This is a genomic window from Pseudomonas sp. Sample_21, assembly GCF_004307525.1.
GTDB classification, from domain to species: domain Bacteria; phylum Pseudomonadota; class Gammaproteobacteria; order Pseudomonadales; family Pseudomonadaceae; genus Aquipseudomonas; species Aquipseudomonas atacamensis.
The window spans coordinates 15,863-37,076 of sequence record NZ_RCNZ01000058.1 but is presented as its reverse complement, the minus strand read 5'-3'; the positions used below and the strand labels follow the sequence as shown (position 1 = coordinate 37,076).

Below are 21,214 nucleotides of genomic sequence, written 5' to 3'. Positions count from 1 at the left end.
CCCACAGGTAGTTTCATGTCCCTGGAACAGAATTACACCGCGATTCTCGGCCAATTGGGCGAGGACGTGTCCCGCGAGGGCCTGCTCGACACGCCAAAGCGTGCCGCCAAAGCCATGCAGTACCTCTGCCGTGGTTATGCACAGACGCTCGAAGAGGTCACCAATGGTGCCCTGTTCAGCTCCGACAACAGCGAAATGGTGCTGGTCAAGGACATCGAGCTGTATTCGTTGTGCGAACACCACCTGCTGCCGTTCATCGGCAAGGCGCATGTCGCCTATATCCCGAGCGGCAAAGTGCTGGGCCTGTCGAAGGTTGCGCGGATCGTCGATATGTACGCGCGCCGCCTGCAGATTCAGGAAAACCTCAGCCGCCAGATCGCCGATGCCGTGATGCAAGTGACCGGCGCGCTGGGCGTGGCCGTGGTGATCGAAGCCAAGCACATGTGCATGATGATGCGCGGCGTCGAAAAGCAGAATTCGTCGATGATCACTTCGGTGATGCTCGGTGAATTCCGTGAAAACGCGGCGACCCGTAGCGAATTCCTCAGCCTCATCAAGTAATTCGCAACAGAAAAGAACCGGCGTTGATCGCCGGTTTTTTTTCGCCTGTGAAAAATCGGGTAAGCTGCGCGCCTTTCTTCATTTGCACCGTGAGGCTTTCAACGTGTTCGTCAAAGCGCTTCGTGTCGGCCTCGGCCAACTGGTTATCTTCATCGATTTCATCACCCGCCCGGGCAAGAAAAAACGCCCCGCTGCTGCTCAGGCGCAAGTCGACGCTGCCGCGAAAGATCTGACGCTGTATCAGTTTCACGCCTGCCCCTTCTGCGTGAAAACCCGCCGCGCCCTGCATCGTCTGAATGTGCCGGTGGCACTGAAAGACGCGAAGAACAACGAGCAGGATCGCCAGACTCTGCTGGAACAGGGTGGCCGAATCAAAGTGCCTTGCCTGCGTATCGACGAGAATGGGCAAACCACCTGGATGTATGAATCCAAGGTGATTATCGATTACCTGGATAAGCGGTTTGCGGCGGTCTGATGTTAATGGGTTGGAGCGCTAGCCGCTTTCGCGAGCAGGCTCGCTCCCACCCTTGAAACGCATCCCGTCCTGTGGGAGCGAGCCTGCTCGCGAAGAGGCCCGCACTGACAACGCCGGCCCTTGAGCCGGCGTTTTTGCTAGGCCGCCCTCTCCATCTGCGCCCGCCGCACCACCGCCGCCAACCGCTTCAACCCCTCATCCAGCCGCGCCGGATCAATGTGGCTGAAGTTCAAGCGCAAATGCCCATGATGCTTGTCCGGCTCAGGAAAGAACGGCTCACCGGGCATGAATGCCACATCATTGGCCAACGCCTCATTGAGCAATGACCGGGTGTCCAGCGGTTGCTTCAACGTCAGCCAAAAAAACAGCCCGCCCTGGGGCATGTTCCACTCAGCCAGATCGGCAAAATGCTCCTCCAGCGCCAACTGAAACGCATCGCGCCGCTGCCGATAGAAATCCCGCAACTCGCTCAAATGCTGTTGATACTTCTGCGAGCCGATCCATTGCAGCGCCTGCCACTGGCCGATGCGATTGGTGTGCAGGTCCGCCGATTGCTTGAGTCTGAGCAGGTGCGGGAACAGATCCGGACTGGCGATCAAGTAACCGACACGCAAACCCGGGAGCAAGGTTTTCGACACGGTGCCGGTGTAGATCCAGCTGGCTTTTCTCAGACGCGCGGCAATCGGCTTCGCGCTGCCACCATCGAAAGTCAGTTCGCGGTATGGCTCATCTTCAATCAGCGTGACGCCAAATTCATCGAGCAATGCCGCGACTGCGGCGCGCTTGGCCTCGCTGTAGCGCACGGCGGAAGGATTTTGGAAAGTCGGGATCAGGTAGATAAACGCCGGGCGATGCTGCTCTAAACGATTACGCAATTGCGCCAGATTTGGGCCGTCGGCTTCCTGCGCCACAGTCAGGCAGTCGGCGCCGAACAGCTGGAAGATTTGCAGCGCGGCCAGATAAGTCGGCGCCTCCAACAGAATTTCCGTGCCCTTGTCGATGTACAGCTTGGCCGCGAGATCCAGGGTTTGCTGCGAGCCGCTGACCACCAGCACCTGACTCGCCTCGCATTCAAGGCCCAGCGCCCTCGCCTCTGCCGCCAGCGCCTCGCGCAAGGCCGGCTCGCCTTCGCTCATGCCGTACTGCCCCAGCGACAGCGGCATCTCGTCCCACTCCACCTTCGGCAACATCGTCTCAGCGGGCAAACCGCCGGCAAACGACATCACCTCTGGACGCTGGGCGGCGGCGAGGATTTCTCGGATCAAAGAACTTTTCAGGCGCGAGACACGTTCGGAAAAAGCCATGGTGGTCACCGTAGCGAGGCAGGTAAAAAATGAGTCAAACTGGTTGACTGAAACTACGACAGCTTGAGCGAGTACGTCAACATGCTTGACCTTAAAAACCCCGCAAGTCAGCAACAGGCCATGGAAGCGTTCTTCTTCGGCTATCAGGCGTTCACGGCCAAGGCGGATGAAATGCTCGAGCGCCGCGGACTCTCGCGGGTACATCAGCGCATCGTGTTTTTCATCGCGCGCTATCCGAACCTGAGTGTGAAAGAGTTGCTGGCCCTGCTGGGCGTGAGCAAACAAGCGTTGAACATGCCCCTGCGCCAGTTGCAGGAAATGCATCTGGTCGACAGCGTCGCTTCACAGACGGACAAGCGTAAGCGCCTGCTTGAGCTGACGGCGGAAGGCGCGAAGTTCGAGCAGGCGTTGCGCCGTGAGCAGGTGAAATTGCTTGAGCGGGTGTTTGCCGAGGCTGGGGAAGCGGCGGTGAATGGGTGGTTGGCGGTGAATCTGGCGCTTGGGGGCAGTCAGACGCATCTCGATTGACAGGACCGCCCTCTTCGCGAGCAGGCTCGCTCCCACAGGGGAACGCTTTACAAAGGTGGGAGCGAGCCTGCTCGCGAAGCCATCCTGGGGCCATATATCCCTATCAGCAAAAAAATCGGCGACAAAAACCAAAACAATATTTGCTTTATTTGTACACAAAAGCATAATCCACTGCGTGCGAGTTCCTGACTACACGGTCAACAAATTCGCGTATGCCTCAAAGGGCCGCTGCCACCCCTCATGGGTCCGGCCCTGGAAATAACAATAAAACTCTTGAGGAGTACTCGCTGTGGAAAGCCGCAAATCCGAAGCACCGCCGCTCGAGCTCACGCCGCCATTACGCAATGGCTTGCTGGAGCGTCTGTTCAAACTCAGCTTGCATGGCACCACGGTGAAGACCGAGCTGATTGCCGGTCTGACAACCTTCATCACCATGGCTTACATCATCTTCGTCAACCCGAACATCATGGCCGATGCCGGCATCGATCACGGTGCAGCCTTCGTCGCCACCTGTATCGCTGCCGCATTGGGCTGCCTGTTGATGGGGCTCTACGCCAACTGGCCGGTCGGCCTGGCGCCGGGCATGGGCCTCAATGCTTTCTTCACTTACACCGTGGTCGGCACCATGGGCTACAACTGGGAAACCGCCCTCGGCGCGGTGTTCGTCTCCGGCGTGCTGTTCATGTTCCTGACCTTTTCGCGGATTCGCGAGTGGCTGCTCAACAGCATCCCGGTCAGCCTGCGGTTTGCCATGGGCGCCGGTGTCGGTCTGTTTCTGGGCCTGATCGGGCTGAAGACTGCCGGTATCGTCGTCGACAGCCCGGCCACACTGATCAAACTTGGCTCGCTGCGCGAACCCGGCCCACTGCTCGCTGCGATCTGCTTCCTCATGATCGCGATCCTCAGTTACCACCGCGTGTTCGGTGCGATTCTGATCAGCATCATCACCGTTACCCTCGCCGGTTGGGGCCTGGGTTTGGTCCATTACGAGGGCATCATGTCCGCGCCGCCGAGCCTGGCGCCGACCTGGATGGCAATGAACGTCGCCGGCGTGTTCAACGTCAGTATGATCAGCGTGGTGCTCGCCTTCCTCTTCGTGCACATGTTCGACACCGCCGGCACGCTGATGGGCGTGGCCCAGCGCGCCAACCTTGTCGCCGCTGACGGTCGCATCGAGAACCTTTCCCGAGCCATGAAGGCCGACAGCGCATCCAGCGTATTCGGCGCGGTGGTTGGCGTGCCCCCAGTGACAAGTTACGTGGAAAGTGCCGCCGGCGTAGCCGCTGGTGGTCGGACTGGTCTTACCGCCGTCACCGTGGGTGTGCTATTTATAGCGGCCATGTTTTTCGCACCGCTGGCTGGCATGATTCCCGCTTATGCCACGGCAGGCGCCCTGATTTACGTGGCGATGCTGATGATGGGCGGCATGGCCCACATCGAATGGGACGAGGCGACCGACGCCATTCCGGCGATTGTCACGGCGATCATGATGCCGCTGACCTTCTCCGTCGCCGACGGCATCGCGCTGGGCTTTATTACCTACGTCGCGTTGAAGGCCGGCACCGGCAAGTACAAGGAAATTTCCGTCAGCCTGTGGGTGCTCTGCGCGATCTTCATCGCCAAGTTCATCTTCCTGTAAGCGCTGCGCGGTTCAGGCTTCAAACCAGCCTCACCCTCACCGGTGGGGCTTTTGCACATCCCGATAACAACAAAGGAGCAAAACGATGAGTCTGGAAACCTGGCTGCTGTTCAGTGGCGCTGCACTGGTGGTGATCCTGATCCCGGGGCCACTGTCATTGCTGATGATCAGCAACAGTCTGAATTACGGTTTGCGCCGGTCGTACCCCGCGTTCCTGGGTGGCGTGATCGCCTCGATCTGCCTGCTCAGCGCTTCGGCACTGGGGCTTGGCGCTCTGTTGCTGGCCTCGGAACAGTTGTTCAGCGCGCTGAAAATCATCGGTGCGCTGTACCTTTTTTATCTCGCCTGGCAGAGCTGGCAGCAGTCGCGTCAGCCATCGACGGGCGCCGAAGTACCCGAAGCCGCACCGGTGCCGCGTTTTCGCACATTGTTCGGACGCGCTTTTGTCCTGGGTGCGAGCAACCCTAAAGACATCCTGTTTTTCGCCGCGTTTCTGCCACAGTTCCTCCGCGCAGACCAACCGTTTCTGCCGCAATTACTGATCATGATTGCGACCTGGGTAGTGCTCGATCTGTGCTGCAAACTGGCTTACGGTCTGGGTGCCAATGGTGCCGCACGTTATTTGCGCAGCGGCAAAGGCCAGAGTTGGTTCAATCGGGTGAGTGCCGGACTGTTTGGTGGTGCTGGCGCGGCGTCGTTGCTTGGCAGCCACTGACTGAAAAGCGCCACTATTGATTATCCTGCCGGAATGGATCTCGGGCAGGATCATGTTGTTCATAAATCCATTAAGTGCGAGCAACATCCAATCCCTGATATGCAATAGATAGCAACAACCCTTCGATATACAGGCCTCGAAAGGCCAACGTAATATCCTTGGCCTTAACAACAATTGCCGGAACAAGGAAGTTCTAATGGCCACACTTATACGCGAAGCAACAGCACAAACCGACCCTGCAATACATGCGGACACGCAACCTGTTTCCGATACCGTCATAATTATGGATTTGGGCTATGAATCCAACGAATACAAGCCTTCAACCATCGACCATGGCCAAACCAATGGAAAATCGAGTCAATTGCAAATGGTGGACGAAGTGTTCGGCCCTTTGGAAATTGGCGATATTTCGATTACCCGTACCGCACTCGACGGACTAGGCGCGACCATTGACGGCCAGCCATTGAATGGCAAGAACAGCTTCTTTCGCCGACCCAAACTTTCTTTTATCAATAGCCTGCAGTTCGACGCCAATAAAGTTGAACACTTTCTGAAAACTTCAACGGGCAGCGATAGCTACTTGTTACCCACACTCCTGTTTGAAATGGCCAGCCAGCGCCCGCTTGGCGCCCCTCAGCTATTGAGGGAAAACAATGCCAATGAAAAGGTCGCCGGCAATTACCGCGACAAACTGGTAAAACTTCTGAGCGCAGCGCAGTCGCTTGATCTACAACACGTGCACGTCCCCAAACATCATCCCCGCTGGGCCGCATTGACCAAAAGTTACGCGACGCTGGGCTCCAGCGTGGGCATCCAGGGCTTCGGCATTTTCATCGGGATTCGTGGCGTAATCGATGCGATCAAAGCCGATAACCGTGCTGAAGTAGCGATAAACAGCGCGGGCATTGCATCGGAACTGGCCTCCATCGCGGCCGATGTCACGGTCAGTAAAATAGCCACGCAGATGCTCACAGCCGGACAGAATGCTTACCGGGACTTCGCCCGAACACGCTTCGCACTCAGACTGGGTCGATCGGGCGGTCTGGTCGGCGGCATGCTGACGCTGCCCTTCGACATCTTTACCGCCGTCAGGTCCATGAATGCCGCTGAGAATGCCACCGGCAAAGAGGCTATGGATCATTACGTCAGCGCTGGCCTGAGCATTACCAGTGCAGCCATGACTGTCATTCTCGGCACTGCCGCGATGGCCGGTTTCTCGTTTGCCGGCCCCGTCGGGCTTGCAGCCGGCGCGATTCTCGCCATTGGCTCGCAGGTCTACGGTGCGGTACGGATCGTTGACGACATAGATGACTACATCGAATTAACCGTTGATGAGCGGTGGCGTAGCGGATGGTTTTCGTTCTGCATGATGGACGTCGACGAAAGCGTTCAAAACCGCTATATCAAGGCCAAAACACTACTTCAACACTCATTGCAGTTAAAAAAGACCGCGAGAACGCTACTCGATGGCCCCTTGAAAGAGAGCACCGAAGCCATCGTCAATGGCAAGTTTGATGTACGCCTGAAACCGACGCGGGTCTGGAAACGAAACTGGTGGACCAAACAGGATGCGTGGGAGTCGGTCAATGTCCCTGAAGTGGTAGGCACCGATGACATCATTGATGCAAGCGCAGGGGTTACAAAAGATACACCCGGTGCGGAACTGGGAGTTGCGGCAGAGGGCAAAAACAACCTGTGGTTTCTCAGCGAGGGTAACGACTCGATCAAAGGTGTAGAAAAAAAACCCAACACGTTCTATTACAAGTCAGGAAAAAAACAACTGTCGGGCGGTGAAGGCAATGACCAGTTCCTGTTTGAGAACGCAGCCGCTTTCCTCGAAAAGGACAGTCATGTCGCAGAATATTCAACGCTCAGCGGCGGCGCAGGAAATGACACACTGGTACTTGGCGGCAATTACTCCTCTCGTGATACGAACAGAACTGGCTATGACATAGATTTGCTGGCCGGAACATTGCAGATCATCACCAGCGATGTCGATGCCGAGAATAACAAGATATCCATCCTGCACAGTTTGCTGGACAGTATCGAAAATATTGAAACAGTCCATCGCGCAGCAAGCGTAGTAACCGGCACTGCGCAAAACAACGTCATCAAATCACGGGGCAGCGACATCATTGAAGCTGGCGCCGGAGACGATCAGATATTCCTCTCCCACGAAAAAGCAAAAGCGTCGGGAGGCGCCGGTGCGGATCAATATTACATTGCGCATGTGGCTGGTCGTTTTTCCATCATCGATGATGGTGAACAGACCAGTTATATCGTGATGAATTGGCGCAAGGACCTGATTGAGTCCTGGGCTATCGAGGGCAATGACCTGGTCATCCGCTCAGGCTTCGAAATCCAAGACAATCCCAAAAACGTATTGACCATTCATGACGTTTACAAGAAATACGAAGGCACGAGAAAGCTGAGCAACAAAAATCTGATTTTCATAACCAGTGATGATTGCCATTTCAGGCTTGACCTGCCTGAAACAATCCCGGATGGCCACACCGCTGATATACCGGAAATTTTCGTCAAACGTGGCAAACCGGTAACACCGATCATTATTTATGCGCCGGAATGCTGGATCCGACATCGCAAGGAAGCGAGCTATTACGTACCGAGAACCGGCAAGGCCAACACTTTCTACGCGGTTTTACGTCCGGATGTCATAACCCGGATATATCTGGACTTCACCAGTGATGAGCTGACAAAAGCCGAGGCGCATTTTTTCTCCGAGAAACCCAAGTCATACCGACTGACTGTCGGTTGCCATCTCGTCTATCACTTCGGCGCGAAGACCATCAAGCTGAATTATTACTCGGCTGCGCGTAACGAGGACGATCACGACAATATCACCAAGATCCTGCGAACCATGGCCGTTCGACCGTTCGGCCGTTATGTGTTGATTTTCAGGGACGGTGTCGTTGCAAACGCTGGTCTTACAACGGAAACCGACATCCCGCCAGCCTTTACTGACTTCTCGGTCTCGAGGCATTGGGTAACCCAGATGAAAGTGCCACTCACGGGTCGTTCTCGACAGTGCTTTTATGCGCTGCCTGAGAAAGCGGGTTACTCGCTTGGCACTTTGAGGAGTTGCGCAATGCCGATACCACTGGCCGTGCAAACCAGCATGGACGCCTATGAAGGAGTGGGTGCGAGTTATCTCATCCACGTACTGCCTGACATGACTATCAGACTCTCGACTCCTGGCGCGCTCGCCAATGCAAAAGAGCGGCTTCCCTACTCATCCACTTGGGAACTTGATGCAACGCAGCTCGGCGAAGTCGATATAAAACTGGAAGAAAACCGGCTCTCCATCGGCACTACCACTTTTTATCTGCCTGTCTATGAAAGCGAGGACTTGATAGACCAGATCCGCGTTATTACCACCGGTGGAGTTGTACATACGGTCGATCTGGTCTTTGACCGTGTCTATCTGGATGGTCTGGATGCACGTTTTTTCGAAGAGCCCGACGCCTCAAAAGCACTCCCGCAAGCTCTTGCCGCATTGGCCAATGACGAAGTCAAAGCCTGGAACATTATCTGCCTTAACGACCAGACCGCGCGCGTGGGCTACAACTTTGCCGCGCATGGCTGGGTATTGCGTGCCGACAAATCCCGCATCGAAAAGTCTGCTTTAAGGGTGGTGAATCGCTGCAACCACCAAACCAACATTTTCGGCCCCGTTTCTGTGATGAAAGTGCCTCCCGCGTAGTTCGCCGGTCGTTCGTCAATAAACCCATTTTTTCGAGCGTTGCTGTCTACGCGGCATTTGCACGCGTCTGCGCGCTCTTTTACCGAGCATTCCCCATGGCCAAGTCACCCAAAAAAGTCCCTGCAGTAAAACCACCCAATGCCCCCGATGCTGGACATTCCGGCTCACCGCCTCTCGTCAGCCGTATGGGCCTGGACATGCCTGACGCCCTGCTTCTGGGCGTCGATTCACCGGCCATCAGTCAAGCGGCAAGCACATCTGCCGCAGCCAGCACACTGTCCACGGTTACTGTTCACGCCTTGCCGGATGCAACGGAGAACTTCAGCGCCACTCGTAACGCAATCGCCTGGCCGCAAGAGCGTTTCCACGAACTGGTACCCGTGGCGCAGAACGAAGGTTTGTTCACCGGACCGGATCAGCGCACGTACGCTCAGATCGCTAATGAAGGCCAGTTCGTCGTCGAGCAGGACGGGCAAGGCAATTATCATGTGCCTCTGACCTTCGCACCCGGTGTGCCCGGCCTGCCCCTGACGCGCCTCGAGGGTCAGACGACTTGGCAGATCCGGCGGCCCGAGAGGCTATCCAACCGGCCTGCATCCGCCACCCCCAACCTGCCCTCATACATCTCGCCTGCCGACGCCATGACGCTGAGCAAGCCTGAGCTGGCAACGGAGGGCCTTCGATACAACAGACTCAGGCAGACCTTCGTAACGACGGTGGACGGCACGGTCATGGTGCGCAAAAACAAGGATGGCGAATACCAACAAGCGTTTGCCTCGACGAGCAATGCACCCGACGTTTTCTTCGAGCAAATCCCCGGCACTGTTTTCTGGCGACAAAAACCGCCAGGGGCGAAGCCATCGCAAACGCAAGGCCAATCCAGCCAGCCAGGCGAACAGACCGACCAGGCAACACCTGGCCCGAGCAAGCGTCCCCGAATTGCCGAAGCCGTAGAAACGCTAACCGCGGCGACAGCCAAGCCGTCCTCTGACAACGACCAGACGCCGTATTTCTGGCTTCCCTGGGGGCATCTGAACAAACCTGCGCACACCGAATCGGTACAGCTTGGCTGGCTGCATTATCCAATCGTTCCGGTTGGCTCGAATACAGCGCCCACCGTGTATTTCGTATGTCATCCCGAGTTTTTCCCGAGCGGTTTCGACGCTTTCGAGAACATGCTGAAAAACGCCCCCGAGCAACAGCCGGTGGCGACGTTTCGAATCGGCAGCGATCCAGGTGAAGTCCATCCGGGCAAACGCTTTTTCGAAGAGCCGATAGCAACGTCCGTCGCTCGCGCGTTCCCTGATTTTTCGCAAGCGACAACGACAGCCGTTGCCCGCAGGTTATTCGAACTCGCCGATCATTCCCCGACGATTACCGGCACCGGTCTGATCAACGTTCAGGCCGTCTTGCATCAATGGAAGCAATTGCCATTTTCCACAGCACCTGATTTTGCCGACCCGCTGAATATGCTCGCCATAGCGCCAGACATCGACCTGGGGGGCAAGCGGCTTATCCCGATGCCTTCCCAGACCGACAGCGAATTGCAACGCCTGACCTTTGATCCACAGCACTTCTCCTCCGCCTGGAATCATTACAAGACCTATCCATCGGATCTGAATCTGCGGCGATTGCTCGGCGCGTTGCTGGTCGGCTGTGGTTACGAGCTTTTTCCACTGACCTATGAACACAGAATGCCGACGCTGGTATTCAAACGCGCCGGTCACGATCAAATCTTCTTTTTGAAACTGGGGGCAATCAGTCAAGCCGGCCTGACTCACATTCCTGGCAACGAACTGACAGAACCGAGCTTGCCCGCCAGAATCGGTCAGGACGCTTTCACCGCACTGACCGATGCAGCGACGCGGAACAAGGTGGTATGGCTGATAGGAGGCGTATTGAAGGTCGCGTCCACGCCAGACTCGGTGTTCATTATTCGCGAGCGTTGACCCGAGACTCGACTGCGCCGGCAGTTGCGCCGTAAAAACGCATAAAAAAAGCCCGCAGTGTGAGCGGGCGAAAGACCAAAGAAGCTATATGCGCAGTCGCTTCACGGTGGGGGCAGCTGCTTGGGGGTCAGCTGCCCCGATACGTGGAATAGCTGTAAGGCGAAATCAGCAGGGGCACGTGATAGTGCTCCTGCTCGGCGGAAATGCCGAAACGCAGTACGACGACATCGAGAAACGCCGGCTCGGGCAGTTGTACGCCACGGGCGCGGTAGTAATCGCCGGCATGGAACTGCACCTGATAAACGCCAGTGCGATAATCGTCGCCTTGCAGCAACGGCGCATCGACCCGGCCATCACTGTTGGTTGTCGCACTGGCGACCAATTCCAGCTGCGATCCTTCAACGCGGTACAGCTCGACCTTGATCGAGCTGCCCGGGCAACCGTGTGCAGCGTCCAAAACGTGTGTTGTCAAACGTCCCATTGATTCTGCGCGCCTGGCCGCAACAAGCGGTCAGACTTCGCGCCTCCCGAAGTCAGTTGAAAAGGAGACCGCACCGTTTCAGAGCACGAAACGCTGCGGCGAGCGACTGATTAAGACACTTTTCAAAAAAATTGTACACAATAAAAACGACATTTTTCGCTTCACCCCCGCCATCCGGGCCTTTATCGTCAATTCGCAGGCAAAGCGCCTGATCATTGAACCTTCTATTCATTAGCTGACTGGTCAGGCAGGTTTCTTGCAGGCTGGAACCGTTAGCAGCAAAAGATGACAGCCGGTGAAAAATGCGAAAATTCAGGCTTACAAAATGTAAATAAAGTTGTATACAATCAGCCCATCACTGTGACGCCAGCCTGCCAGGCCGCCACACCAATCTGTCAACGTACAAGAAGGAAGACTGCAGTGAGCGCTGACTACCCACGCGACCTGATCGGTTACGGCAGTAACCCTCCTCACCCACACTGGCCGGGCAATGCCCGGATCGCCCTGTCCTTCGTGCTCAATTACGAAGAAGGCGGCGAGCGCAACATTCTGCACGGCGACAAGGAATCCGAAGCCTTCCTCTCCGAAATGGTCGCCGCTCAGCCGCTGCAAGGCGCGCGCAACATGAGCATGGAATCGCTTTACGAGTATGGCAGCCGCGCCGGCGTCTGGCGGATTCTGAAGCTGTTCAAGGAATTCGACATTCCGTTGACCATCTTCGCCGTGGCCATGGCCGCCCAGCGTCACCCGGACGTGATCCGTGCGATGGTCGAGGCCGGTCACGAAATCTGCAGCCATGGCTACCGCTGGATCGACTACCAGTACATGGATGAAGCGCAGGAACGTGAGCACATGCTCGAAGCGATCCGCATCCTCACCGAACTGACCGGCGAACGTCCGCTGGGCTGGTACACCGGCCGCACCGGGCCGAACACCCGTCGCCTGGTCATGGAAGAAGGCGGTTTCCTCTACGACTGCGACACCTACGACGACGACCTGCCCTACTGGGAACCGAACAACCCGACCGGCAAGCCGCATCTGGTGATCCCCTACACCCTCGACACCAACGACATGCGCTTCACGCAAGTGCAGGGTTTCAACAAGGGTGACGATTTCTTCGAATACCTCAAAGACGCCTTCGACGTGCTTTACGCCGAAGGTGCCGAAGCGCCGAAAATGCTTTCGATCGGTCTGCACTGCCGCCTGATCGGCCGTCCTGGTCGCCTCGCTTCGCTCAAGCGCTTTATCGAATACGCCAAAAGTCATGAACAGGTGTGGTTCAGCCGTCGCGTCGACATCGCGCGTCACTGGCAAGAAACCCACCCGTACCAAGGGACTGCAAAATGAGCCGCTTTCAAACCCTGCAACCGTCGACCCTGAGCCGCGACGCTTTCGTCAAAGCCTTCGCCGACATCTACGAACATTCGCCATGGGTGGCCGAAAAGGCCTACGACCTCGGTGCGGACGCTTCGATCGACGAGATCGAAACCCTGCATCAGCGCATGAGCGATATCCTGTTGAGCGCCGATCATGCCAGCCAGCTGGCCCTGATCAACGCTCACCCGGACCTGGCCGGCAAAGCTGCCGTCCAGGGCCAACTGACCGAAGCCAGCACCAATGAACAGGCTGGCGCCGGTATTCACCAATGCACGGCCGAAGAGTTCCAGCGCTTCACCGAGCTGAACGACGCCTACAAAGCCAAGTTCAAGTTTCCCTTCATCATGGCGGTAAAAGGCAGCAACCGGCATCAGATCCTCGCGGCGTTCGAAACGCGCATCAACAATTCGGTGGAAGCCGAGTTCAAATGCGCGCTGGCGGAGATCAACAAGATTGCCCTGTTCCGTTTACTGACTCTTTAGCAAGCTTGGCCCGAGCGTGAATGAACGCGCAAACGCCCAGGGCCCTGCGAGCATCCCCAGCCAACTTATCAAAGGCAGACAAGAAGAATGAAAGCTTACGCCGTACCTTTCGAAAAATACGTCAACCTGGCCGACGCCCGTCTGGGCACCAAGATCATTTCGGTCACCGATGACTGGTTCGCAGACGCCAATCGTCTGTTCCAACCGACCCCGGCCGTATGGAAGGAGGGCGTGTTCGATGACAACGGCAAGTGGATGGACGGCTGGGAGTCGCGCCGCAAGCGCTTCGAAGGTTACGACAGCGCGGTGATCCGTCTGGGCGTGCCGGGTTCGATCAAAGGCGTGGACATCGACACTTCATTCTTCACCGGCAACTATCCGCCGTCGGCCTCGCTGGAAGCGTGCTTCCTGGCCTCGGGCGAGCCGGATGAAAACACCCAGTGGACCGAAGTGCTGTCGGCCGTCGAGTTGCAGGGCAACAGCCACCACTACCACGAAATCAGCAACGACAAAGCGTTCAGCCACCTGCGCTTCAACATCTACCCGGACGGTGGTGTTGCCCGTCTGCGCGTATACGGCATTCCGTTCCGCGACTGGTCCGCTGTGGGCGACAACGAGCAAGTGGACTTGGCAGCAGCCCTCAATGGTGGCCGCGCCCTCGCCTGCTCCGACGAACACTTCGGCCGCATGAGCAACATCCTCAACCCGGGCCGTGGCATCAATATGGGCGACGGCTGGGAAACCGCGCGTCGTCGCACACCGGGCAATGACTGGGTGATCGTCGCGCTGGGTCATCCGGGCGAGATCGAAAAAATCGTCGTCGACACCCTGCACTTCAAAGGCAACTACCCGGACACCTGCTCGATCCAGGGCGCGTTCGTCAAGGGCGGCACCGACAGCCAGATCGAAACCCAGTCGCTGTTCTGGCGCGAACTGCTGCCAAGCCAGAAGCTGGAAATGCACGCCGAACACACCTTCGTCGAGCAGATCAAGGCACTCGGCCCGATCACCCACATCCGCCTGAACGTGTTCCCGGATGGTGGTGTGAGTCGTCTGCGTGTATTGGGCAAGGTTGCTAAATAACACCGCACTGATCGTTCCCACGCTCTGCGTGGGAATGCATCAATGGACGCTCTGCGTCCGCTTTGGATGTGACGCGGAGCGTCACGGGCTGCACTCCCACGCAGAGCGTGGGAACGATCACTCAACGAAAAGAAGAACAGCATGCGCACACTGACGATTGAACCGCTGACCAAAGAAGCCTTCGCCCCTTTCGGTGACGTGATCGAAACCGACGGCAGCGATCACTTCATGATCAACAACGGTTCGACCATGCGCTTCCACAAACTGGCGACGGTCGAAACCGCGACGCCTGAGGACAACGCAATCATCAGTATTTTCCGCGCCGACGCGCAGGACATGCCGCTGACCGTTTGCATGCTGGAACGCCATCCGCTGGGCAGCCAGGCTTTCATTCCGCTGCTCGGCAACCCCTTTCTGATCGTGGTCGCGCCAGTTGGCGATGAACCTGTATCAGGCTTGGTCCGCGCCTTCGTCACCAACGGCAGGCAGGGCATCAATTACCATCGCGGCGTCTGGCACCACCCGGTGCTGACGATCGAAAAGCGGGATGACTTCCTGGTGGTTGATCGCAGTGGCACAGGCAATAACTGCGATGAGCATTTTTTCAAAGAGGATGAGCGGTTGATCCTCGCCCCCCACCAATAAGAGAAGGTCTGATCACTCGACAACAAGAGTGACAGGCGAGAGGTAAAGACTGTGGAAGCACATCTGTTGGAATGGCTGAACCTGAGCGTGCGCTGGGTTCACATGATCACTGGCGTGGCCTGGATCGGCGCGTCGTTCTACTTCGTCTGGCTGGAGAACAACCTCAACCGCGTCAACCCGAAAACCGGTCTGGCCGGTGATCTGTGGGCGATCCACGGCGGCGGCATCTACCACCTGGAAAAATACAAACTGGCCCCACCGTCCATGCCGGACAACCTGCACTGGTTCAAGTGGGAAGCCTACTTCACCTGGATGTCGGGGATCGCGCTGCTGTGCGTGGTGTTCTACTCAAATCCCGTGCTCTACCTCGTGGCACCCGGCAGTGGCCTCAGCGGTCCTGAAGGCGTGGCCATCGGTATCGGCTCGCTGATCGTCGGCTGGTTCGTCTACGACTTCCTCTGCGATTCGGCCCTGGGCAAGAAACCCGCCCTGCTCGGCTTCATCCTGTTCGTGCTGATCATTGCCGCCGCCTATGGCTTCAGCAAAGTGTTCAGCGGTCGTGGTGCGTACCTGCACGTCGGCGCGATCATCGGCACCATCATGGTCGGCAACGTGTTCCGCATCATCATGCCGGCGCAACGCGCACTGGTCGCGGCGATCACCGAGAACCGCACGCCTGATCCGGCCCTGCCGGCCAAGGGCCTGCTGCGTTCGCGACACAACAACTACTTCACCCTGCCAGTGCTGTTCATCATGATCAGCAACCACTTCCCGAGCACTTACGGCAGCCAGTACAACTGGTTGATCCTGGCCGGGATCGCAGTGTTGGCGGTGTTGGTGCGTCACTACTTCAACACCCGTCACGACAGCCACAAGTTTGCCTGGACCCTGCCGGTGGCAGCGGTGGGCATGATCTGCCTGGCCTACGTCACTGGTCCGACGCCGATGTCGACTGCACCTGAATTGGCCAAGGCGCCGGCGAAAATCGAGTATCAACCGCTGCCGGAGACGGCACTGGGCGGTGGCGCGAAACCGGCCGAAGCGGCGCAACCTGCGGCACCCGCAGCTCCTGCGGCGGCACCCGCGCAAGCGTCGAATGCCGGCCCCGGTTTCGACAAGGTGCACAACGTGATTCAAGAGCGTTGCACGGTGTGCCATTCGTCCAAGCCGACCAGCCCGTTGTTCAGCGCAGCCCCGGCCGGTGTGATGTTCGACACCCCCGAGCAGATCCGCCAGAACGCCGCGCGCATTCAGGCGCAAGCCATCACTACGCAGATCATGCCACTGGGCAACATCACCCAGATGACCCAGCAGGAACGTGACCTGATCGGTGCCTGGATTGCCCAGGGAGCGCAAACCAATTAATCGTTGAAAGCATCGCGAGCAGGCTCACGCCTACAGAGATCCTGTGGGAGCGAGCCTGCTCGCGAATAGCCGCCGAAACGCGGTTCCCCTGATGCAAAGAAACAGCTGCAAGCAACCCGGCAGCTGTTAATCACAAGAATAAAAAAGATCCGAGGTGTTGCATGTCCGAGCTGTCCAAAGCGCGCATCCCCGACGCACCCGCCATTCAGCGTTTGCCCCTTTTGCAACTGATCCTGGTCGGTCTGCAACATGTTCTGCTGATGTACGGCGGTGCCATCGCGGTGCCGCTGATCATCGGACAGGCCGCTGGCCTGAGTCGTGAAGAAATCGCCTTCCTGATCAACGCCGACCTGCTGGTCGCCGGCATCGCCACTATCGTGCAGTCGCTCGGCATCGGCCCGATGGGCATTCGCATGCCGGTGATGATGGGCGCCAGTTTCGCTGCGGTCGGCAGCATGGTGGCCATGGCCGGCATGCCCGGCATCGGTCTGCAAGGCATCTTTGGTGCGACGATAGCCGCCGGTTTCTTCGGCATGCTGATCGCGCCGTTCATGTCCAAGGTCGTGCGTTTCTTCCCGCCGCTGGTGACCGGCACCGTCATCACCTCGATCGGTTTATCGCTGTTCCCCGTGGCCGTGAACTGGGCCGGTGGCGGTGTCGACGCCGCGCAATTCGGTTCGCCGATTTATCTGGCCATCGCTGCGCTGGTGCTGGCGACCATTCTGTTGGTTCATCGCTTCATGCGCGGATTCTGGGTCAACATTTCCGTGCTGATCGGCATGTGCCTGGGCTACGTACTGTGCGGCGCGATCGGCATGGTCGACCTCAGCGGCATGGCCAGCGCACCGTGGATTCAGTTCGTCACCCCGCTGCATTTCGGCATGCCGAAATTCGAGCTGGCACCGATTCTGTCGATGTGTCTGGTGGTGGTGATCATCTTCGTCGAGTCCACCGGGATGTTCCTCGCGCTGGGCAAGATCACCGGCCAGGAAGTCTGCCCGCGCATGCTCCGTCGTGGCTTGTTGTGCGATGCCGGCGCGTCGTTCTTCGCCGGTTTCTTCAACACCTTCACCCACTCCTCGTTCGCGCAGAACATCGGTCTGGTGCAGATGACCGGTGTGCGCTGCCGCTCGGTGACCATCGTTGCCGGTGGTCTGCTGATCGTCCTCAGCCTGTTGCCGAAAGCGGCGTTTCTGGTGGCGTCGATTCCACCGGCGGTGCTGGGCGGTGCGGCGATTGCGATGTTCGGCATGGTCGCTGCCACTGGCATCAAGATCCTCCAGGAGGCCGACATCGGTGACCGCCGCAATCAGCTGCTGGTCGCGGTGAGCATCGGTATGGGCCTGATCCCGGTGGTACGTCCGGAATTCTTCGCCCACCTGCCGATGTGGATGAGCCCGATCACCCACAGCGGCATCGCCATGGCCACCCTCAGCGCGCTGACGCTGAACCTGCTGTTCAACATCCTCGGCGGCAAGGAGCGTGCGGCGATCAATGATTGCCATGCGCACTGATTGAAACCACCACACCACCTGTGGGAGCGAGCCTGCTCGCGAAAGCGCTGTGTCATTCACATTGATGGCGACTGACACAACCGCTTCGCGAGCAGGCTCGCTCCCACAGGGGCTACACAACTGCTTGTGCCTCAAACAATAAAAACAACAGGGAGCAACAGATGATCCGCACGCAAAGCAACGTTCTGTTGAGTGGCGGCCTGCTGGCCGCGAGTCAGGCCATGGCCGGCGATCTGCTGCTGTGGCAGAGCAACAGCCTCAGCTATCTGTACGGCAAGAACTTCGCGATCAACCCGTCCTATCAGCAGACGGTCACCTTCGAGCACGCCGACAAGTGGAAGTACGGTGACAACTTTCTGTTTGTCGACAAGATCTTCTACAACGGCAAGGAGGACCCGAACAAAGGTCCGCACACCTTCTACGGCGAGTTCACCCCGCGCCTGTCGTTCGGCAAGATCCTCGACCGCAAGATCGAGTTCGGTCCGATCAAGGATGTGCTGCTGGCGATGACCTACGAGTACGGCGAAGGCGAAAGCGAGGCCTACCTGATCGGTCCCGGCTTCGACCTGAAAGTACCTGGCTTCAACTACGTCACCCTGAACATTTTCCGCCGCCAGACCGAAGGCCCGCGCCCCGGCGATGGTGTCTGGCAGATCACCCCCGCGTGGTCCTACAGCTTCCCGCTGGGCAATTCCGATGTGCTGATCGACGGCTACCTCGACTGGGTCGTCGACAATGACGAAAACTCACGCGGCACCTACCACGCCAACCTGCACATCAATCCGCAGATCAAATATGACCTCGGCAAAGCCCTGGGCTGGAGCCAGAAGCAAGTGTACGTCGGCACCGAGTACAGCTACTGGAAGAACAAATACGGCATTGAAAACAGCCACTCGTTCGATACCAACCAGAACACTGCCAGCCTGCTGCTGAAGGTGCACTTCTGAGATGGCCCGCAACCGTGCGCCATGCCTGTCGTCGGTGCTCTGTTGCGGGGCACTTGAGCGCTGGCCGAGGAGTCAGTATTCTCCGCGGCCTTCCGAATTCGCTCTAAAAAAAAGCCTGAATTCAATTTCTGACCGAAAAGCCAACTTATCCCGGCTGCGGTCAGTCCTGAGGCATCCCGAAAACACGCTCGTCGACTGTTTTTCAGCAGCCGAACGGGCGTTTTTTGGTTTTTCAAAAGCCTTGGCGCAGCTTTTGCTACCAGCATTCAAAGCTGACCGATCGGATGAAATTTGCGGTACGAAAAAAGGCGCCACATCAGAGCGCCGAACTTAAAAAAATAACGTGGAACACCTACTTTGGGAGCAACCGAATGAAACGTATGTGCACCAGCCTGATGCTGGCCGGATCGATGTTCGCCGGCGGCCAGGCGATGGCCGAAGGCCTGCTGCAGTGGCAGAACAACAGCCTGACCTACCTGTATGGCAAGGACTTCCAGGTCAACCCGCGCATTCAGCAGACCGTGACCTTCGAGCACGCCGATGCCTGGAAGTATGGGGACAACTTCCTGTTCATCGACAAGATCTTCTACAACGGCAAGGATGATGGCGGCGTCGGCTCCAACACCTACTACGGCGAGCTCAGCCCGCGCCTGTCGTTCGGCAAGATCTTCGATCAGAAACTGGCCTTCGGTCCGGTGACTGACGTGTTGCTGGCCATGACCTACGAGTTCGGTGAAGGCGATACCGAGTCGTACCTGATCGGTCCGGGCTTCGACCTGGCGATTCCTGGCTTCGACTACTTCCAGCTGAACTTCTACCAGCGTCACACCCAGGGCGCACGCGCCGGTGACAATGTCTGGCAGATCACCCCGGTGTGGTCCTACACCATCCCGGTGGGCAAATCGAACATCCTCATCGACGGCTTCATGGACTGGGTGGTCGACAACGACTCCAATTCCAAGGGCGACTACCACGCCAACCTGCACTTCAACCCGCAGGTCAAATACGACTTGGGCAAGGCGCTGAATTTCGGCGAGAAGCAGTTGTATGTCGGTGTCGAGTACGACTACTGGTCGGACAAGTACGGGATCAAGGACAGCCAGTACTTCAAGACCGATCAGAGCACCACGAGCTTCCTGGTCAAGTTCCACTTCTGACCCTGAAAGCTTCGCGAGCAGGCTCGCTCCCACATTTAGACCGAGTTCAAATGTGGGAGCGAGCCTGCTCGCGAAGGCCTCACCGCAGATTTCAGGCAGGAGCCACCGCTTCAGATATCCGCAAAAACCGGCAAAGCTCCTCGCGCTTGGCCAACGCATCCCGCCGCCCCAACTCGATCAACTCGCTGCAATACCCCGCCTCGAACAGCAGATAACTGAGCACCCCCGCCCCGCTCGTCTTCGTCGCGCCCGGCCCGCGCAGAAACAGGCGCAACGCCGCTGGCAGCTCCTGGCGATGCCGCGCGGCGATTTCGTCGATCGGCTGACTCGGCGCAATCACCAGCACTTCCACCGGCGCCACACCCAGCGCACGGGTCGGCGTGCCGGCCGGGAGCAAATGACTGAACTGATTCAGACGCTGCAGCAGCTCGATATCGCTCTCCAGACTGTCGATAAACGTGCTGTTGAGCATGTGCCCGCCGATTTGCGCGAGCGTCGGTTGCTGGCCGCTGTAGGCGCGCTCCAGCGGCTGCTGCAGATCGACGCCGCGCGGGTTGCCGCTAACGCCCACCACCAACACGCGACTGGCACCCAGATGCAGCGCCGGGCTGATCGGCGCCGACTGGCGCACTGCGCCGTCACCGAAATATTCCTCGCCGATTTTCACCGGCGCGAACAACAGCGGAATCGCTGAACTGGCCAACAGATGATCGACCGACAATTGCGTCGGCACGCCAATGCGGCGGTGCCGCAGCCAGGCGTCGATGGTGCCGCCGCCCTGATAGAACGTCACCGCTTGCCCCGATTCGTAGCCGAACGCGGTCACCGCTACCGCGTGCAATTGCTTGCGCGCGATGGATTCGGCGATGCCGGGCAGGTGCAGTTTTTCCTCGAGCAGTTCGCGCAGCGGCGAACTGTTGAGCAGCGCCACCGGCATCTGTCGACCGAGGCCGAGCAGGCTGTGGCTGACAAAACGGCTGGCTTGATGGATGACTCCAGGCCAGTCGCTGCGCAACACGCGGTGGCTGCGAAAGCCCTGCCAGAACTGGGTCAGGCGCTCGATGGCAGCGCGAAAATCCGTGGCGCCACTGGCCAGGCTGACCGCATTGATCGCCCCGGCCGAGGTGCCGACGATAACCGGAAACGGATTGTCCGCGCCGACCGGCAGCAACTCGGCAATCGCCGCCAGCACCCCGACCTGATATGCCGCCCGAGCCCCGCCGCCGGAAAGTATCAAACCTGTAACCGGTTCAGCAGGACTCATCGCAACA

The 21,214-nt window shown here is 58.1% G+C and carries 18 protein-coding genes; 15 read left to right on the top strand and 3 right to left on the bottom strand.

The genetic code is table 11. The features are described 5' to 3' along the window. The first annotated feature begins 15 nt into the window (after positions 1-15). Together folE and D8U71_RS08135 are read left to right on the top strand one after the other, a co-directional pair. Complete coding sequence (gene folE, locus D8U71_RS08140) at positions 16-561, top strand: GTP cyclohydrolase I FolE (protein ID WP_016773769.1); 546 nt, start codon at positions 16-18, stop codon at positions 559-561. A gap of 103 nt (positions 562-664) precedes the next feature. After that, positions 665-1,036, top strand: coding sequence for a glutathione S-transferase N-terminal domain-containing protein (locus D8U71_RS08135; RefSeq protein WP_016773768.1), 372 nt, complete (start codon positions 665-667; stop codon positions 1,034-1,036). Positions 1,037-1,173: 137 nt separating this feature from the next. Here the strand turns inward: D8U71_RS08135 and D8U71_RS08130 are convergent, their stop codons facing one another. Then, complete coding sequence (locus D8U71_RS08130) at positions 1,174-2,340, bottom strand: PLP-dependent aminotransferase family protein (protein ID WP_130887555.1); 1,167 nt, start codon at positions 2,338-2,340, stop codon at positions 1,174-1,176. An 81-nt stretch (positions 2,341-2,421) separates the two neighbouring features. Here D8U71_RS08130 and D8U71_RS08125 point away from each other — a divergent pair, with 81 nt between their 5' ends. The 5 genes from D8U71_RS08125 (at position 2,422) to D8U71_RS08105 (ending at position 10,892) form a co-directional block, all read left to right on the top strand. Further along, complete coding sequence (locus D8U71_RS08125; RefSeq protein ID WP_051600634.1) at positions 2,422-2,868, top strand: MarR family transcriptional regulator; 447 nt, start codon at positions 2,422-2,424, stop codon at positions 2,866-2,868. A gap of 289 nt (positions 2,869-3,157) precedes the next feature. Beyond that, positions 3,158-4,507 carry an NCS2 family permease gene (locus D8U71_RS08120; RefSeq protein ID WP_024012217.1) on the top strand — a complete coding sequence of 450 codons (1,350 nt, stop codon included), beginning with the start codon at positions 3,158-3,160 and terminating at the stop codon, positions 4,505-4,507. Positions 4,508-4,592: 85 nt separating this feature from the next. After that, positions 4,593-5,222 carry a LysE family translocator gene (locus tag D8U71_RS08115; RefSeq protein WP_016773765.1) on the top strand — a complete coding sequence of 210 codons (630 nt, stop codon included), beginning with the start codon at positions 4,593-4,595 and terminating at the stop codon, positions 5,220-5,222. 196 nt (positions 5,223-5,418) lie between these two features. After that, positions 5,419-8,943, top strand: a complete 3,525-nt coding sequence (locus tag D8U71_RS08110) for a calcium-binding protein (RefSeq protein ID WP_130887554.1) — start codon at positions 5,419-5,421, stop codon at positions 8,941-8,943. 95 nt (positions 8,944-9,038) lie between these two features. Further along, positions 9,039-10,892, top strand: a complete 1,854-nt coding sequence (locus tag D8U71_RS08105; RefSeq protein ID WP_130887553.1) for a hypothetical protein — start codon at positions 9,039-9,041, stop codon at positions 10,890-10,892. Between the two features lie 127 nt (positions 10,893-11,019). Here the strand turns inward: D8U71_RS08105 and uraH are convergent, their stop codons facing one another. Continuing rightward, complete coding sequence (uraH, locus tag D8U71_RS08100) at positions 11,020-11,373, bottom strand: hydroxyisourate hydrolase (RefSeq protein WP_024012214.1); 354 nt, start codon at positions 11,371-11,373, stop codon at positions 11,020-11,022. A gap of 420 nt (positions 11,374-11,793) precedes the next feature. Here uraH and puuE point away from each other — a divergent pair, with 420 nt between their 5' ends. The 8 genes from puuE to D8U71_RS08055 all read left to right on the top strand — a co-directional run bounded on the left by puuE (position 11,794) and on the right by D8U71_RS08055 (position 19,943). After that, a complete protein-coding gene (gene puuE, locus D8U71_RS08095) occupies positions 11,794-12,720 on the top strand; it encodes an allantoinase PuuE (protein WP_024012213.1) in 927 nt (308 codons plus the stop codon). Next, positions 12,717-13,232: a 2-oxo-4-hydroxy-4-carboxy-5-ureidoimidazoline decarboxylase gene (uraD, locus tag D8U71_RS08090; RefSeq protein ID WP_016773760.1), complete on the top strand. Its 516-nt coding sequence runs from the start codon at positions 12,717-12,719 to the stop codon at positions 13,230-13,232. The genes puuE and uraD overlap by 4 nt, the downstream gene beginning before the upstream one ends. 87 nt (positions 13,233-13,319) lie before the next feature. Further along, on the top strand, positions 13,320-14,315 hold the full coding sequence (gene alc, locus D8U71_RS08085; protein ID WP_071171520.1) for an allantoicase: 996 nt from the start codon (positions 13,320-13,322) through the stop codon (positions 14,313-14,315). 141 nt (positions 14,316-14,456) lie between these two features. Continuing rightward, positions 14,457-14,960, top strand: coding sequence for an ureidoglycolate lyase (locus D8U71_RS08075; RefSeq protein ID WP_016773758.1), 504 nt, complete (start codon positions 14,457-14,459; stop codon positions 14,958-14,960). Positions 14,961-15,011: 51 nt separating this feature from the next. After that, entirely contained in the window at positions 15,012-16,325 is a 1,314-nt protein-coding gene (locus tag D8U71_RS08070; protein WP_130887551.1) for a urate hydroxylase PuuD, read from the top strand. 161 nt (positions 16,326-16,486) lie between these two features. Next, the gene (locus tag D8U71_RS08065; RefSeq protein ID WP_095180786.1) at positions 16,487-17,839 is read left to right on the top strand and encodes a nucleobase:cation symporter-2 family protein; all 1,353 of its coding nucleotides are present in this window, start codon (positions 16,487-16,489) and stop codon (positions 17,837-17,839) included. A 161-nt stretch (positions 17,840-18,000) separates the two neighbouring features. Continuing rightward, positions 18,001-18,786: an outer membrane protein OmpK gene (locus D8U71_RS08060; RefSeq protein WP_125918590.1), complete on the top strand. Its 786-nt coding sequence runs from the start codon at positions 18,001-18,003 to the stop codon at positions 18,784-18,786. A gap of 371 nt (positions 18,787-19,157) precedes the next feature. Then, positions 19,158-19,943, top strand: coding sequence for an outer membrane protein OmpK (locus D8U71_RS08055; protein ID WP_056784020.1), 786 nt, complete (start codon positions 19,158-19,160; stop codon positions 19,941-19,943). A gap of 91 nt (positions 19,944-20,034) precedes the next feature. On the opposite strand, the gene D8U71_RS08050 is transcribed toward D8U71_RS08055, so the two are convergent. After that, entirely contained in the window at positions 20,035-21,207 is a 1,173-nt protein-coding gene (locus D8U71_RS08050; protein WP_110601234.1) for a patatin-like phospholipase family protein, read from the bottom strand. Between the last annotated feature and the right edge of the window lie 7 nt (positions 21,208-21,214).